Below are 16,383 nucleotides of genomic sequence, written 5' to 3' on the forward strand. Positions count from 1 at the left end.
AAATCATTAACCAATTAATTCCTCCACAGCATCAGCTTTATTTGGTAACGCTGCTGTTAAAACTTCGCTTCCGTCTGTTGTAACTAAAACATCATCCTCAATGCGGATTCCTCGTACATCGACAAATTGCGATAAGCGCTCCCAATTAACTACATTGTGATATTTTGAACTTTGTTTGGCATCATTTAAAATTGCTGGGACTTGATAAAAACCAGGCTCAATTGTGACTAGCATTCCGGGACGCAGAGGACGATTTAAACGGAGGTAGCCTAAGCCAAAGCGATCGCTCCTTTTTCTCCCTTCTTCATACCCTGCTAAATCGCCCAAATCTTCCATATCATGAACATCTAAGCCTAGGAGATGCCCAATACCGTGGGGGAAAAACAAAGCATGAGCATCTAATTCTACTAAATCTTGGGCATTTCCTTGTAAAATCCCTAAATCCACTAACCCTTCCGCAATAACTGTAGCAGCCAACAGATGAATATCCCCGTACTCGACACCAGGGCTGATTTTGGCAATACAAGCATCATGGGCTGCTAGCACGACATCGTAAATATCTCTTTGGGTAGACGAAAACTTACCAGAAACAGGCCAGGTACGGGTAATATCAGCTGCCCAACCCATTTCAGTTTCAGCGCCAACATCAGCCAGTATTAAATCACCTGGTTGCAGCGGATGGTGATATTGCTCGTTGTGCAGAACTTCGCCGTGGACGGTGACAATACTGTTGTAAGAAGTAGTCATGTTATGGGCAATAATGACACCTTCCATCGCCCCACGAACTTCTGCTTCTCGTTTAGCTTTGGGTGTTGCTGCCATACCTGCTTTATGGGCTTCCACACTCACAACCGCGGCTTTACGTAACTCAGCTAATGCTCCTTCGTCGTGGGTGAGGCGTAAGGAAACAACTGCTTTGGCTAACTCTAAGTCAATTCCTTGGGGTGGATTTTGCGGTAAAATCCATCTATTTAATAGCTGCGATTGCTTTGTCCAAGTAGCAGCATCCTGAACTGCGATCGTGGCTGCGTCTGCTACCAAAAACTCTAATTCTGCTATTGGTTTAGCAGCATTTGCCCCAATCATCTGGGCAATTTCCTCACGTTTGGGCATTTCTCCATGCCACAAGGCGCTGCTGGGTTGGGGATCGTCCATGAAGAGTTCTAGCTTCCCAGCCTCCAAGCGAATTGCGGCGTTGGGCAAGGGCAGTCCAGCGAAATAGAGGAAATGGCTGTTAGCCCGAAATGGATACACATTAGCGGCAAAGTTGCGCGGATTGCTGCTTCCCGACCAAAGAATTGCGGGAAAATCAATTAGTTGAGCTAGTCGTTGCCGCCGTTGGCGTAAGATATCAACCAGAGAACTAGAGGTGTTAAGGATAACCATAAAATAGAAACTCAAACGCTTTTATTTAATCTTTATCGTCATCGTCTTTATCGTCATTGTCTTTATCGTCGTCATCTTTTTTGTGGTCGTTATCTTCGTCATTTTTCTGAATCTGCTGAGGCTTGTGGCTAGGTTGATTTTTGTAATGTTCCTTTTGTTGCTCGGTTTGATTGATTGGGTTCTGTACTTCAACAGCGCAGCTGCTTAATCCTAAAGAAATTAGTAATAAGTTAAAAGCAGCAAAAATGGCTCCAGTAATTTTTATCCTCAAGTGTTGGTTTTGATTTACCATTAACCTGAACCTTTAAACGCTAGGTTTGCTCATTTCAGAAACATGCTAGCTAAATAAAAACCTGAAATAGCCCGTGCTTTTAGTGTATCGATTGAAGAATTGATGGAACTACTGGAAGAGTATGCGATGTCTACGATAAGCTGCTCCGCGTCTACGTATTTTTTAAGGAATGACTACAAACTCTCTAAAAACTCTTCAAAAGTTCAGTTGCTTCTTTGAGATTAGCAATTGCTGCTTCAATTGTTTCGCCTTGGCTAGCTGTTCCTACTTCTGGACACTCAGCTTCGTAGACATCATCTTCCCAATACACAATTGCTGAAAAAGTGCGAGTCATAACCAATCATAATATTTCTACTACTTCAGTTTCTATTATTGAGCAATACCAGGCGCTCGCTAAGAGAAATACATAGATTGTGAGAAGCTGACATTATCCAACTTTGTCTAAGTCAGTCTTAATATAACGGTGATTTTATGGGACAAATCATTACACAGGTGGATGCTTTCACCAATACACCATTTGCAGGGAATCCTGCTGCTGTTTGTGTTTTACTTGCTCCTCAAAGCGATCGCTGGATGCAGAATGTAGCACAAGAGATGAATTTATCGGAGACGGCTTTTCTCATCAAACAGGATGATGGCTTTAATCTGCGCTGGTTTACGCCGACGGTGGAAGTACCGCTTTGTGGTCATGCAACCTTAGCTAGTGCCCATGTACTCTGGTCAGAGGCGCATTTATTACCGGATGAAATTGCCCGTTTCTATACGAAAAGCGGTGTGCTGATTGCCAAACGCCAAGTTAACTGGATTGAGTTAGATTTTCCTGTAAATCACTCCCAAGCAACTGTTGCTCCAGAAGAACTTGGCCAAGCCTTGGGTGTAGAGTGTAAATCTGTCTTCCAGAACTCCTTAGGTTATTTGGTGGAAGTAGAATCTGAAGATTTGGTGCGGCAAATGCAGCCCAATTTTCAACAATTAAAAATGTTACCTGTGTCTAATGTACTCGTCACTAGCCTCACTGATTCTAATTCCGAGTATGATTTTGTTTCTCGCTTTTTTGCGCCAGGATTCGGCATTAATGAAGATCCGGTGACTGGTGCAGCGCATTGCTGTCTTGCTCCCTTCTGGCGCGATCGCTTGGGTAAGGATGAGTTCTTGGCTTATCAAGCATCCAGCCGTGGGGGAGTGGTGAAGGTGCGCTATACCGGAGGCGATCGCGTCTTTTTAGCTGGACAAGCTGTTACTGTGTTGCGAGGGGAATTAATTACAAACAAGCAATAGCTTCTAGCAAGTTGTATAGAAATCTGAGGTTATTAGTGAAAATTAAAAGCAACAGATCCCCGATTTCTTTAAGAAATCGGGGATCTTAATTATCCTTTATTTGTAACAGACTAATTATTGATATTGAAGCTATGAAATTACTCTATTCCCATAAAAATGGTGAACTTTGGCAGGGAGATGCAATCGAATGGCTGCGTACTTTAGATACAGAATCGGTTGATTTAGTTATTGCCGATCCTCCATATAATATAAAAAAAGCAGAGTGGGATACTTTTGAATCTCAAGAAGCTTATGTTGAATGGTCTTTAGAGTGGATTGAGCAAATATCCCGAGTTCTTAAACCTACTGGAAGTTTTTATATTTGTGGTTTTTCAGAAATATTAGCTGATCTAAAATTACCTGCTTCTCGTTTTTTTCAAGGCTGCCGCTGGCTAATTTGGCATTATAAGAACAAAGCTAATTTGTCAAATGATTGGGGACGCTCTCATGAAAGCATTTTACATTTTCGCAAATCAAAAGATTTTTACATGGATATAGAGAATGTCAGAATATTATATGGAGAACATACTTTAAAATATCCATCCCATCCGCAAGCGATAACTAGTCAGTATGGCAATAATGGCAAGAATAACGGCAAGACTTGGAATCCTCATTCTAAGGGTGCTAAACCAAGAGATGTGATAGAAATTCCTACAACTTGTAATGGAATGAATGAAAAGACAAAACATCCTACACAAAAACCAGAAGAACTAATTAGAAAATTTATTCTCGCTTCATCGAAACGTCAGGATATTGTCATTGACCCTTTCTTGGGTTCGGGAACTACAGCTGTAACTGCCGAACAATTGGGCAGAAGATGGTTAGGATGTGATATTAATTCTGAGTATTTAGAGTTAGCAATTCAACGGATAAAAAATGCCGATCGCATGAGTGATGAAGAATGGTTTTGGTTTGATAGGAAAAATGAAGAGCGTAGAAAAAGAATTAGGTAATACTATTTTGGATTCAGATTCCCGACTTCTTTAAGAAGTCGGGAATCTCAACTGTTCAATTTTTATAAACAATAATTCTGCGGCACAATAGTTAAAGAAGCCTTTATCTAATTTAAAGAAATGCCTCCTAAACAAACTGCTAGTAGAAACTCTATTCAAGCCTGTGACTGGCCGATTGAACAACTACCTGGATTGAACCAAGAAGAACAATCTCGATTGCAAAATTGTGGAATTACAACTACTGAAGCATTATTCAAGCAGGGAAAAACCCAAGAGGCGAGGTTGGCGTTAGCCAATAAATTACAAGTTCATCTTCAGTATGTAAACAAATGGATAGCTTTGGCAGATTTGGCACGAATTCCCAGCGTTGGACCGCAATATTGTGGTTTATTATTACATGCAGGTATTGGTTCTGTAGCGCAATTGGCTCAGGTTCCCTCTCACCGATTACACCAACAAATCTTACGTTTGCAAGTAGCAACAATGCAGCGGCGAGATTTGTGTCCAGCGATTGAGCTAGTACAGCAGTGGAGTTACCAAGCGCAAGCAATTTTAAATTTTAGATTTTGCGAAAAGTTGTAAGGAGGGTTTCCCTACATAGCAAACTTTTCAAGACGGATTTTGGATTTTGCAATTGCGAATCGGGAAAACCGATTACCGACTTATTCTTTGGCTAAAACTCCATTAAGAAAGATATCAGCAAGTCCTTCTGCCATCTGCTGCATTTCTTGGGGGGAGGCGTCAGGTTCCATGAGAGTATTGTTGGAAAAACCTGCGATCGCAAACATTCCCAAGAATACTTTGGCAACTAATTTGGCATCTGTCTGGCGATAAATGCCTTTATCCATAGCCGTTTGAAAGAAAGCCTCAGCAACATCGGTCATTTTAGTAATGACATCTAATTGTATGCGATCGCGCAAGTCTGGATGAAACTGCACTTCCATAAAACAAACTCGCATCAAATCGACATTTTTGCTCAAATTCCACATGCGGCGGCGCATCACCTGGGCTACAGCTTTATAACTACCCATTTCGCTCAATTCTGTGAGCAAATCTGTGAGAATATCTACCCAGCCACTAGTCGCTACTTCTACCAAAATCGCTTTTTTATTGGGAAAATGACGAAACAAGGTGCCCTCAGCCACACCTGCGGCCTGTGCTAAGTCGCGGGTAGTAGTGCCATCAAAACCTTGAGAGGCAAACAATTTTTGTGCCGCTTGTAAAATGCGGGTACGTGTCTGCGCCTCTGAGGGGGGAGGAGAATTAAAAACTCGCATAGTAGTTATTGGGAGATCTCCGGAACACGACTTGTAGCATTATTGTCTAACGTCCAGTACAAAAAGCACAGAAAGCTTAATACAAGATTAACGCTCTGTTTCCCAATTAGCTTGTCTGTTAGGTAATGAAACTTTACTTTAATTGCCGCTTATGAATCAGCCCAGTTGCTGCCCAGCAATTTTCTCTTACTCAAAGAAGGTATCCATGATACTTTATCGGCTGTTTGTTACTATCTTAGCGTTGATAATGTTCTGGTGTGGTTTACTACCAGAAGTCGCTTTAGCGCAGACTCAAACGGCACCTCCAGCTCAAAGAGTGCTACCACCTAGCAAAACTCCCACTTCGATTCAACCTTATCTCGATCGAGTGGTTAAGCAGTTAACGGAGTTTCGCCTTGACAATGGTTTGAAGTTCATTGTTTTAGAACGACATCAAGCACCAGTAGTTTCCTTCCTGACTTATGCGGATGTTGGAGGTGTGGATGAGCCAGATGGAAAAACTGGTGTAGCCCACTTTCTTGAGCATTTAGCTTTCAAAGGTACAAAGCGTATTGGTACAAAAGACTACAATTCTGAAAAACCATTATTAGAACGCTTGCAACAGTTAGATACCCAAATCAAAGCCGCGAAAGCGAGTGGCAATAAAGATGAGATTGCCAAGCTGCAAGCAGAGTTTGAACAGGTGGAATTGCAAGCAGCCAAGCTAGCCAAGCAAAATGAAATGGGGCGAATTGTCGAACAAGCAGGAGGTGTAGGTTTAAATGCCAATACTTCTACGGAAGCGACACGTTATTTTTATAGCTTTCCCGCCAATAAATTAGAACTGTGGATGTCGCTGGAATCAGAACGATTTCTAGAACCTGTATTTCGCGAGTTTTATAAAGAAAAAGAGGTGATTTTAGAAGAGCGGCGTTTGCGGGTAGAGAATTCACCCATCGGCTTGATGATCGAAAAGTTTATCGATGCCGCCTATAAAGTCCATCCTTACAGGCGTCCAGTGATTGGTTATGACCAAGATATCCGCAATCTGACACCTGAAGATGTGCGAAAGTTTTTTGATACTCACTATGTACCCAGCAATTTAGCGATCGCTATTGTGGGAGATGTTAACCCAACTGAGGTTAAAAAACTAGCGCAAACCTACTTTGGACGCTTTCCCGCAAAACCAAAAGCTGTTGAGCAAATCTCCACAGAACCAAAACAGTCACAAACGCGGGAAGTTACTTTGCAGCTACCTTCACAACCTTGGTATCTAGAAGGTTATCATCGTCCGGCGCTTACCCATCCAGATAATGCCGTTTATGAAATCATTGGCAGTTTATTGAGTAATGGACGCACGTCGCGACTGTATAAATCTTTGGTAGAACAGCAGCGTTTGGCGCTTAGTGCCCAAGGTTTTAGCGGCTTTCCCGGAGATAAGTACCCAAACTTGATGCTATTCTACGCGCTGACATCTCCCGGCCATACAGTTGATGAATTGGCAGTGGCTCTGCGTCAGGAAATTGACAAATTGAAAACTGAACCTGTGACAGATGCGGAATTGCAGCGAGTGAAAACCCAAGCACGGGCAGGTTTGTTACGCAGTCTCGATTCAAATATGGGGATGGCGCAGCAATTGTTGGAATATGAGGTGAAAACTGGCTCTTGGCGGAATTTGTTTAAGCAGCTGGATGAAATTGCCGCGGTAACGACTGCTGATATTCAACGGGTAGCAAAGGCATCATTTACAGCAGAAAATCGCACAATTGGCAAGTTGTTGTCCAAACAGGGATGAAAAACAAACCGCAAAGACGCAAAGGACGCGAAGAAAGAGACTATGCAACAGTATCAGAGTAAAAGGCAGATGTTATTTAAAATCCAAAATCCAAAATCTAAAATCCAAAATCGGCAGAGGCTGATTTATGCTTTGGTAATTGCTTTTGCCTTTTTACTTTTTACTTTTAACTTTTCTCAGGCGGCGACAGCAGCAGCCAAACATTACACAGAGTTGCAGTTACCACCGTTACCTGAGATTAAGTTACCCAAGTATGAACGCTTTGTGCTCCAAAATGGCATGGTTGTCTATTTGATGGAGGATCATGAGTTACCGTTGGTAGGTGGTACAGCGTTGCTAAGGACAGGAAGTCGCCTGGAACCAGCAGATAAAGTTGGGTTGGCTGAGTTTACGGGTGAGGTAATGCGGACTGGCGGAACTAAGAAGCATTCACCTGATGAACTCAACGAGATCTTGGAACAACGCGCCGCATCGGTAGAAACTGGCATTAGTGAAACCTCTGGTAGTGCTAGCTTTGAGGCACTCACAGAAGATTTAGAAACGGTGTTTGGGTTGTTTGCTGAGGTGTTGCGAGAGCCAGTATTTGCGCAAGAAAAGTTGGATTTGGCAAAGACGCAGGAGAAGGGTAGTATTGCCCGTCGCAATGATAATCCCAATTCTATAGCTAGTCGAGAATTTCGCAAATTAATCTATGGGAAAGATAGCCCCTATGCTCGCACAACAGAATATGCTTCTGTGGAGCAGATTTCCCGTGCAGATTTGCTCAAGTTTTACCAACAATATTTCTACCCCAATAATATAATTTTGGGGATTTTGGGAGATTTTGATGCGAAGAAAATGCGATCGCTCATTCAAGCGAAGTTGGGCGATTGGCAACCTAACCCTAAACTTGCTAAACCCCAGTTACCACAAGTATCCCAAGCCAAAACTGGTGGAGTCTTTTTTGTCAATCAGCCGCAACTAACTCAAAGTAATATTTACATCGGGCATTTAGGCGGAAAGTTAGACAGTCCCGATTATGCAGCCTTGGATGTATTGAATGGCGTGTTAAATGGTTTTGGCGGACGCTTATTTAATGAAGTGCGATCGCGTCAAGGTTTAGCTTATTCAGTATACGGTCAATGGAGTCCCCGCTACGATTATCCGGGAATGTTCATTGCTGGGGGACAAACGCGATCGCAAACAACTGTGCAGTTCGTCAAAGCTTTACAAGCGGAAATTAAACGTATCCAAGCTCAAAGAGTTACACCACAAGAACTGGCTTTTGCTAAGGAGTCTACATTAAATTCCTTTGTTTTCAATTTTGAAGACCCCAACCAAACTATCTCACGGTTGATGCGATATGAATATTACGGCTATCCTGCTGATTTCTTATTTCGCTATCAAAAAGCTGTAGCAGCCACAACAGCCGCTGATGTACAACGAGTAGCAAAGCAATACCTCAAACCAGAAAATCTCGTAACTCTGGTGGTGGGAAATCAAACCGCCATACAACCGCCATTGACACAATTAGCATCACAGGTAACACCTATAGACGTGACTATTCCCCCTTCACAACCACAGGCAAAAAATTAATAAGTTGTAGCCAAACTTTCTGTAGAGACGCGACGAAACGTGTCTCTATTTTTTATCTGTAACTGTGTTTAAGAGAGGCTGCACCAACGGCATAGCTTCGCTTAGGGCCCTGGCGTTCCCGCAGGGTAGCAATCGCAAGGGTTGAGATTGCTACTCTTTGAGTTCTACTTTGGAGTACGCTTCGCTCGCAATGACTGTAAACATTTTTTTCCAACTACTTATCTATCTCTAATATTCAGTGTGTTTTAAGGTACTTCAGCTATTAGCCGAGCATTTATTGCAGGGTGGGACAATGCGGTAAAACTGATGTTTTCAGGCTGAGGAAGGAGTTGAGGAGTTAAACCCATCAATTAATTAGTCCACAGCATCATTAATTCTCCAGCACAATGCCAAATAAGTGAACGACATTCGGGCAAGGGATGAACTCTTGCTCGCTGACTTGGGGCATGGTATGTGCAGGAAAAACAAATGTTCCATACCCGATGCCCATTTTCATAGCTGGTGGTATACAAAGTTTGCCAGAACTACCTTCTCAAGAAATTGTAGATATTTAACCTCTCACAGATGTAGTCGCTCAAAGACAACATTAAAAGACAAAACTCCTGTACTAAAGTCTGTAAAAATAGTCGTAAAACATTGATTTTTTCAATGTAATGCCCAACTATAAAAAAGTAACGAGGGGTAGTAAAGCTCTCTACTAATTAAATTTATTAAATATAATTAACTTCTAAATCAATATTTTAGTAGAAAGACATAAGACCTTTAGTTGTGTCTATAAAAGCAGCTTAAAAACCTTGATTTTCTAGGTTTAGTCAATAAAAATGAAATCAAGGATTAAACAAAACAAAGTTTAATTCTCTCAGCAAAGTTCCTCAAATCATTTTTATTGAAGGAGAAAACATCATGGCTGTTATCAAAATTTCTGAACTACGTCCTGCTGGTTCTGAACTGTTCCAAGATTCTGAAAGCTTCCTCAACGAATTATCTGAAAACCGGGAAGTAGATCAAGTTTTAGGTGGTTTAAACACCATTGCTACAGCCAATGCTAATACTTTGAACGCTAACACATTTACTAACGTTAACACCATTAGATCAATTGTTGTTACTGCCTAAAATCATTCAATCATTTTTATTGAAGGAGAAAAATCATGGCTGTTATCAAAATTTCTGAACTGCGTCCTGCTGGCTCTGAACTATTTCAAGATTCTGAAAGCTTCCTCAACGAACTATCTGAAAGCCGCGAGGTAGATCAAGTTTTAGGTGGTTTAAACACCATTTTTACAGTCAATGCTAATACTGCTAACGCTAATACATTTGGTAACGTTAACACCATTAGATCAATTGTTATTAGTGCATAGAATCATTCAATCATTTTTATTGAAGGAGAAAAATCATGGCTGTTATCAAAATTTCTGAATTACGTCCTGCTGGCTCTGAACTGTTCCAAGATTCTGAAAGCTTCCTCAACGAACTATCTGAAAGCCGCGAAGTAGATCAAGTTTTAGGTGGTTTAAACACCATCTTTACAGTCAACGCTAATACTGTTAACGCTAACACGGTTACTAACGTTAACACCATTAGATCAATTGTTATTAGCGCCTAGAAAAATGAATTTTTCCTACTATGTATTGGTTTAGCTAGCTCAATTATAGCTACTAGGTTTATATTCATAGTAGGAATGGGTTTAATAAGTAGGCTTGTTATTACAGCAAGTTATATAGCTAAAAAAGAGCTATATAACTTGCTAAATAATAATTGTTTAATAGCTTGATGTTTAATAGCTTGATAGTTTGAGCATAAAAACTATCGCATATCAACGATTTGATGCTGAACTTGGGAAGTTACTGTTTCACACATATTAGCTATTTTCGCTACTGTGTTTATACACACTTGAAGTGAGGAAGAAGTAAAATGCCTAGCATACATATTTCCGAACTTTTTCCTATTGGATCTAAATTATTTCAGGACTCCGAAACTTTTCTCAATGAGATCAATGATAACGAGCTTCAAAACATAAAGGGTGGTGCAAGTATCGTTAGTGAAGTAAATAATAGCGCGATCAATAACACTTTTGGTAATGCCCAGAGTGATACTACTAATAATGGCAATATTAATGCCCTGGCTGTTACTGTTGTTGATGATACGGCAATACTTACGACAATATTGTAGTTGAGTGAACTCAATTTACAATGATTTTGATTTTTGAAAGCAATTAAAGCTGTTCATGGGCGATTGCTTGCTATGAAGGCAAGAAACCATTCTGTTTGATTAGCTCGAATTTGTCTATATTAAATAAAGTAATCCTTGTGCTTGAGCAAAAGTTATAAATTAGTAGGTAAAGATTTTGCAAAAATTATTTATCGATCTAACCTACATTTCAAAAACTTTTGTTATCAAGGTTTTCGCTTATGCCATTAACTTTTGCAACAATAGATAAATTCGAGCTTAAATAAGTTCTAATAAGTTTGCCAGTTGAAAGAATTTGCTCTCAAATAATCTAGTTTTAACTTCAAGAAGGAGTAAAGCCAATGCCTAATATCAAAATTTCTGAGTTGCAAGCTGTTGGGTATGAATTATTGAACGACTCTGAAAGCTTTCTTCAAGAGTTAACAGATCATGAAGTAGTTGTTGTAGGACAAGGAGTTCAAGTTCAATCTGTTGCAGCTTCAGGCGTTGTTGTTAATCTTAATTTCAACAATGTTAATGGAAATACTGCTAATGCAAATACTTTCGGTAATGTCAACACAGTAGCTTATTTCAGAAGATAATCTTGGTATTTAGGATGATTGCTCTAATCTCCATAGCTATTAGTAACTAACCATGCCAATAATACCAAGCTAATTAGGTGTAGTACCAAAAAACAGAATGCTTTCTTTTATCTAGTTAGGCGATCGCCCATGAACAGCTTTTGTTACTTTTAGATAAATCTTTCAGCACAAGGCTTATAAAAGATTAAGTCTCTGCCTTTTGGCTAAAACTTAAAAAAACAATCCGCTGATTAGCGAACCTAGGTTTTAGCCATAAGCTAGCTAGTTCCGCGTTGAATCTTGCTCATAGTAATTTGAAATTATTGCTTAACTACAGTACAGCTTTCAGGAATATAGGCTAGGTACTTATATTTTTAAAAGCTTTACTGTAGCTTTATTGTGGCATGATTATGGATAAGTTATTCTTCTCAGGACATAACTACAGAAATTATGTCTAAATAATCTTTTATAGAAGCTTGCAAAAGGAGAGGAAATAAAGAAAAATTGCCTTAGATAATAAAACAAGCATCAAAATAAATAATCAATAATTAAATTATAAAACTATAAAACGGCCTGATCTATGACTATGCTCTTAAGTTCGACAAATGTTTTAGAATATCTAAAATCTTGCGATTTATGTAGTTTAGACGCTGAAGATAATACCGAAATTGAGCCGAAATCAGCTAAGAACTTTAACTTATTACTGAGTTTCTCAAACGGTCGTCAAGTTCTGGTCAAGCAAGAGCCTTTAAACCAAGAAGGGAAAACATCTGGTGATTTTTTACGAGAATGGCAAATTCAAGAATTTGTTCATAAATTTCCAGAATTAAGCCAAATGCGCGACTGGATATCAGAGGGAGTGCACTTTAATCCAGATGATTCCATTATTATTTTTAATTACTTAAATAACTATCGTGATGTAATGGCTTTCTATGGCAAGGAAAATATTTTTCCTACAGAGATCGCCTCTGCTATAGGTATCATTTTAGCCAACATCCATAGTTTAACTTTCAACCATACAGATTATCAAGCTTATTTCACTCAAGAACAAGAGAGTGAATGCTCCGAAAAACTTCCCCATTTATTTAAAGCTCTGGAAAGAATTGGCCCAGAAATTTTTGGTTCTATTCCTGCTGATGGTTTGAAATTTTTTTCCTTGTATCAACGATATGACAGTTTAGGTAAAGCTATAGCCGAACTGGGGAATTCTTTAAAACCGAGTTGTCTAACACACAATGACCTGAAATTAAATAATATCCTTTTGGCTGATGATTGGGAACAAGGTGTTGGCAATAGCACGATACGATTGATTGATTGGGAAAGGTGCACTTGGGGAGATCCAGCTTTTGATTTAGGTACGCTCATTGGTAGCTATCTGCACATCTGGCTGAGTAGCATGATTACTGGCAAAACCATGAGTATCGATGAATCATTGCGGATGGCGGCAACACCCTTGGAAATAATACAACCTTCTATTGCTGCTTTAGCGATCGCATATTTAAATCACTTTCCAGAAATCTTAAAGCATCGTCCTGACTTTTTACAGCGAGTCGTACAATTTGCTGGTTGGAATTTGATTATCGCTATTCAATCAACCCTGCAATACCAAAAATCTTTTGGTAATACAGGTATCTGTATGCTGCAAGTGGCTAAGTCTTTGTTATGTCGTCCAGAAGCATCGATTCCGACAATTTTTGGTATGCAAGCATCAGAACTTACATCCACAAGCTTATCTCCCGTTTAAAAGAGGGTATTCTTCTTCCCATCTGCCCCTTTGAGCACTTACCTTTAGTTAAAGGCCAGCACTTATGCAACTACTAGATTCGCTGCCAATACAACTGGCAACTATTCCAGAGTCATTGCAGAATTCATTGCAAGATATCGTTAATAAAATTCAAATAGAATCGAGATTTTGTATTAACCATCCCGACTACAAACCTGTAGAAGTACCAGCTGAAACACTTCCACGCTTTCAGCAATTGCCCTCAGATGTACAAAATAAGTATTTAAACGCGCAATTATCTAATTTTCTCTACGGCATTTATTACAACGGTTCTCTAAAACGTGCTTTAGCACTTGATGGGGAGACAACAAATTTAGCAGTTAATCAAAATTTAGAAAATAATACCTTCCTAGGCGTGGATGTGGTGTTTTACAATCGCCTCCATGAAAGTAACAAGGGTGAAGGCTATTTTAGCCCCGATTGGCTGGTGGTGAAAGAAGAATCAGATGGGGTTTTAGCAGTACATAAGGGTGGTTTGACTCTGCATATTGACCGCAGTAAACATTTACAACCGCAAGACGAAGCTGTAACTGTAGGAAACCCTGTGGCTATCAAACTGCCGAAAAATTTAGTGCAAAACGGCTTTTACATGGCAGTTAGTAATGCAGGCCCTTATAGAGGTGAAGATATAGTACGAGTCTATTTCAACTTAACTACTGATGGTGCAGTTGCAGTCATGGAAAGTTTGACTACCCAACTGAATGCCATAGATCTGCCTTTCAACTTTAAAGCCCTATATAACCCTTCAGATTATGGGCGTTATGACTCAGCAGTGCTTTACTTTGACAAAAATAATTATGAAGATGTCCACCCAATACTAGAAAGGGTGTATGCAGAGCACCAATCCCATTTTTTGCCAGAAGTACCTTTATTTACTAAGCTGATCGCACCAGGGTTGGCGATCGCTGAAGAACCAGATCAAAAATTTGGCGAAAAAGAAAGCTTTGGCATGAATCGCTGTCAAATTGTTGCCAATGGTTTGATAGAAGCTTGGCAACAAGCAGATGATTCGCCAGAAGGACGAATGGCGTCAATTTTGGCACAATTCTCTTTAATGGAAATTGACTTGCAACGTCCTTACCTGAATGCCAAATCTAAAGATATTTACCCAGCTTTAGAGTTATGAAAATTACTAATCTTGCTCCTAATATCCAGATTCCTGATTTTCAACCACAGTTAACTGCCGCAGATGAACTTGCCCTTGCCAATAGTCGATTTGCCCAATCAGATCTACCTTTTTACCGCAAACTTGGACGGACTAACTTAACTGTCAGTTGTTTAGGACTAGGAGGTGGGGGTCACATCTCCAGTGAAGATACCCTTTATGCCTTCGACCAAGGCATCAACTACTTTTTCTACTCCAGCGATTTACATCAATATCTTTATAGTTCCATGCGTCCCGCACTCCGCCAATTATGCGGACGCGGTTCCTCGATACGTGAGAAGGTGGTTCTGGCAACTGTCAGTTACATGATTAGAACCCCAGACACAGTATTTACCTATTTATTCGATCAATTTATCGACCTGGGTATTGACTACATTGATGTGTTTTTCTGGGGCTGGATTGATGAGCATAATCATCCTGCTTTTGAGAAGTGCATTAGCGCCTCTGACGATATCCGCGGTCCAGGGTCAGTGTGTCAGCGCCAAATAGAAAGAGTGTTTGGTGTCTCCGAAAAGCTGAAAAAAATGGGTGTGGTGCGCTATATTGGCGCTTCTTTTCACGACCACGATTTAGCAAAGCAGTGGTTAAATAGCCCTTTATTGGATGTTGTCATGGTGAGGCACAACGTGGCACATCGGACTGCTCAAAGAAAGGTTTTCCCTCATTTAGATGCCAACGATCCTCATCGACCAGGAATTGTCACCTTTAAGTCAGCAGGTATGCTTAGTGCTCTTTGGCAACCTCCAGTTGGTCTACCAGCTGGATGCTGGCAACCTTCAGTCCCAGATTTATATCGCTATTCTTTAAGCCAAAACTCTGTTGATGTTGCTTTAGCAGGTTGGCAAACTCGCGAACATGTAGATGCAGCGATTCAAGGTGTGCAAAAGGGCAAACTTACCCCTGAAGAAATTAACTACCTCAACCTTTACGGTGACTTACATCGTAACCGCATCAAACCTCACGAAATTCCGACTGAAAGTTTGCTTGTTAGCAGATAAAAATCACAATCTTAATATCATCTAGCCATGACAGAACAATTAGAACAAACTCTACCACCTAAAGTTTTACCGAAAGAACCAGTACAAACCCGTTCTGCAACTGATGCAGAAATATTGGCATATCTGCGTCGTGCTGCTAAGTTTGCAGAAATAGCCGTTGCTGCTGAACGTGAGGCATTAGTTTTAGCCAACTGCAATCAGTTGTCAATTGAAATATCTGATGATGAGTGGCAAGCTGCTGGCGATGCTTTTCGCTTGGAACGCAAGTTATGGGGAAATGCAGAAACTATTGCATGGTTGGAGGCGCAGCGCATTAGTGTAGACGAATGGTCGCAAGGAATTAAAGTAGCGCTATTGGAGAACAAGCTCAAAGAACATCTGTTCGGTGCAACAGTAGATGGCGCTTATATTTCCAACCGTGACAACTACAGACGGGTGGCGCTATCGCAAATTCTGGTTACTGACCTGGCAACTGCTTGGAAAATCGTACAATTCCTACGCGAAGGACAAGCTTCTTTCTGCGCTTTGGCTTTGGAACATTCTAAGGGTAAGCAGTCTCAAGAAAATGGCGGCTTTGTAGGAATTCGCTATTTGGCAGAACTGATACCAGAAATTGCTGAACCTCTTACCGAAGCGAAAGAAGGCGAAATTATTGGTCCTGTGCAATCAAAACTGGGTTATCACGTTCTGAGAGTGGAAAAGTGGTTCCCTATAGAATTGAATCAAGCAGTCAGAGAACAAATTATGGACTCGTTGTTCCAAGTGTGGTTGGAAAATTTGAAAAATTCTAACCATCAGGATTAATACAGATTAAACGCGGAGAGATGGGGACACGGAGACATAAAAGGGAAAATCTCGCTAACAATTTCTCCACCTCGTTTTTAGGGTGAATTCTTTTCTATAGGAATATGCTGCTTTGCGACTCAACCCTTAGCTATAGCTCACCGCGTCTCTCCTCTTTGCGTCTTACTTGCTGCCTTGTAGGTAGCAAGTTTAAAAAATCAACGCAGATTATCAGGCAATACGGTTTAGTTAAGGTGATAAGAGTTCTCATCTGTCGGACAAAAACCAAGATTTGGGGGAGAATCCCCCAAACCCCCGATTGGGGGACGGTTG

The 16,383-nt window shown here is 40.5% G+C and carries 19 protein-coding genes; 15 read left to right on the forward strand and 4 right to left on the reverse strand.

The window, feature by feature from the left end:
* Window positions 1-6 precede the first annotated feature (6 nt).
* The 3 genes from BV375_RS34730 to BV375_RS34740 all read right to left on the reverse strand — a co-directional run bounded on the left by BV375_RS34730 (window position 7) and on the right by BV375_RS34740 (window position 2,012).
* Window positions 7-1,386, reverse strand: coding sequence for an aminopeptidase P family protein (locus BV375_RS34730; protein ID WP_086769073.1), 1,380 nt, complete (start codon window positions 1,384-1,386; stop codon window positions 7-9).
* Between the two features lie 25 nt (window positions 1,387-1,411).
* Entirely contained in the window at window positions 1,412-1,678 is a 267-nt protein-coding gene (locus tag BV375_RS34735) for a hypothetical protein (protein WP_086769075.1), read from the reverse strand.
* Between the two features lie 184 nt (window positions 1,679-1,862).
* Window positions 1,863-2,012, reverse strand: a complete 150-nt coding sequence (locus BV375_RS34740) for a type II toxin-antitoxin system HicB family antitoxin (protein ID WP_086769077.1) — start codon at window positions 2,010-2,012, stop codon at window positions 1,863-1,865.
* A 137-nt stretch (window positions 2,013-2,149) separates the two neighbouring features.
* Here BV375_RS34740 and BV375_RS34745 point away from each other — a divergent pair, with 137 nt between their 5' ends.
* From BV375_RS34745 to BV375_RS34755, 3 genes are all read left to right on the forward strand, one after another.
* Window positions 2,150-2,956: a PhzF family phenazine biosynthesis protein gene (locus BV375_RS34745; protein ID WP_086769079.1), complete on the forward strand. Its 807-nt coding sequence runs from the start codon at window positions 2,150-2,152 to the stop codon at window positions 2,954-2,956.
* Between the two features lie 131 nt (window positions 2,957-3,087).
* Window positions 3,088-3,948, forward strand: coding sequence for a site-specific DNA-methyltransferase (locus BV375_RS34750; RefSeq protein ID WP_086769081.1), 861 nt, complete (start codon window positions 3,088-3,090; stop codon window positions 3,946-3,948).
* A 120-nt stretch (window positions 3,949-4,068) separates the two neighbouring features.
* On the forward strand, window positions 4,069-4,530 hold the full coding sequence (locus BV375_RS34755) for a DUF4332 domain-containing protein (protein ID WP_086769083.1): 462 nt from the start codon (window positions 4,069-4,071) through the stop codon (window positions 4,528-4,530).
* Window positions 4,531-4,610: 80 nt separating this feature from the next.
* On the opposite strand, the gene BV375_RS34760 is transcribed toward BV375_RS34755, so the two are convergent.
* Complete coding sequence (locus BV375_RS34760; RefSeq protein WP_086769085.1) at window positions 4,611-5,225, reverse strand: TetR/AcrR family transcriptional regulator; 615 nt, start codon at window positions 5,223-5,225, stop codon at window positions 4,611-4,613.
* Between the two features lie 205 nt (window positions 5,226-5,430).
* On the opposite strand from BV375_RS34760, the gene BV375_RS34765 reads away from it, so the two are divergent.
* From BV375_RS34765 to BV375_RS34815, 12 genes are all read left to right on the forward strand, one after another.
* On the forward strand, window positions 5,431-6,999 hold the full coding sequence (locus BV375_RS34765) for a pitrilysin family protein (RefSeq protein WP_243714145.1): 1,569 nt from the start codon (window positions 5,431-5,433) through the stop codon (window positions 6,997-6,999).
* Window positions 7,000-7,041: 42 nt separating this feature from the next.
* On the forward strand, window positions 7,042-8,574 hold the full coding sequence (locus BV375_RS34770) for a pitrilysin family protein (RefSeq protein WP_086769089.1): 1,533 nt from the start codon (window positions 7,042-7,044) through the stop codon (window positions 8,572-8,574).
* A 419-nt stretch (window positions 8,575-8,993) separates the two neighbouring features.
* A complete protein-coding gene (locus tag BV375_RS38970; RefSeq protein WP_279432996.1) occupies window positions 8,994-9,128 on the forward strand; it encodes a hypothetical protein in 135 nt (44 codons plus the stop codon).
* A 349-nt stretch (window positions 9,129-9,477) separates the two neighbouring features.
* Window positions 9,478-9,687 (forward strand): hypothetical protein, encoded by a 210-nt coding sequence (locus tag BV375_RS34775; RefSeq protein WP_086769091.1) that lies wholly within the window; start codon window positions 9,478-9,480, stop codon window positions 9,685-9,687.
* Window positions 9,688-9,722: 35 nt separating this feature from the next.
* The gene (locus tag BV375_RS34780) at window positions 9,723-9,932 is read left to right on the forward strand and encodes a hypothetical protein (RefSeq protein WP_086769093.1); all 210 of its coding nucleotides are present in this window, start codon (window positions 9,723-9,725) and stop codon (window positions 9,930-9,932) included.
* Between the two features lie 35 nt (window positions 9,933-9,967).
* The gene (locus tag BV375_RS34785) at window positions 9,968-10,177 is read left to right on the forward strand and encodes a hypothetical protein (protein WP_086769095.1); all 210 of its coding nucleotides are present in this window, start codon (window positions 9,968-9,970) and stop codon (window positions 10,175-10,177) included.
* A gap of 308 nt (window positions 10,178-10,485) precedes the next feature.
* Window positions 10,486-10,743 carry a bacteriocin gene (locus BV375_RS34790; RefSeq protein WP_086769097.1) on the forward strand — a complete coding sequence of 86 codons (258 nt, stop codon included), beginning with the start codon at window positions 10,486-10,488 and terminating at the stop codon, window positions 10,741-10,743.
* Between the two features lie 359 nt (window positions 10,744-11,102).
* A complete protein-coding gene (locus tag BV375_RS34795) occupies window positions 11,103-11,342 on the forward strand; it encodes a hypothetical protein (RefSeq protein ID WP_086769099.1) in 240 nt (79 codons plus the stop codon).
* Window positions 11,343-11,901: 559 nt separating this feature from the next.
* Complete coding sequence (locus tag BV375_RS34800) at window positions 11,902-13,065, forward strand: phosphotransferase (protein WP_086769103.1); 1,164 nt, start codon at window positions 11,902-11,904, stop codon at window positions 13,063-13,065.
* A gap of 64 nt (window positions 13,066-13,129) precedes the next feature.
* A complete protein-coding gene (locus BV375_RS34805; protein WP_086769105.1) occupies window positions 13,130-14,230 on the forward strand; it encodes a T3SS effector HopA1 family protein in 1,101 nt (366 codons plus the stop codon).
* Window positions 14,227-15,267: an aldo/keto reductase gene (locus BV375_RS34810; RefSeq protein WP_086769108.1), complete on the forward strand. Its 1,041-nt coding sequence runs from the start codon at window positions 14,227-14,229 to the stop codon at window positions 15,265-15,267. Before BV375_RS34805 ends, BV375_RS34810 begins: the two co-directional genes overlap by 4 nt.
* 27 nt (window positions 15,268-15,294) lie before the next feature.
* Complete coding sequence (locus BV375_RS34815) at window positions 15,295-16,071, forward strand: peptidylprolyl isomerase (RefSeq protein WP_086769110.1); 777 nt, start codon at window positions 15,295-15,297, stop codon at window positions 16,069-16,071.
* The last annotated feature ends 312 nt before the right edge of the window (window positions 16,072-16,383 follow it).

The sequence above is a fragment of the Nostoc sp. 106C genome (assembly GCF_002154725.1).
Taxonomy (GTDB): domain Bacteria; phylum Cyanobacteriota; class Cyanobacteriia; order Cyanobacteriales; family Nostocaceae; genus Aulosira.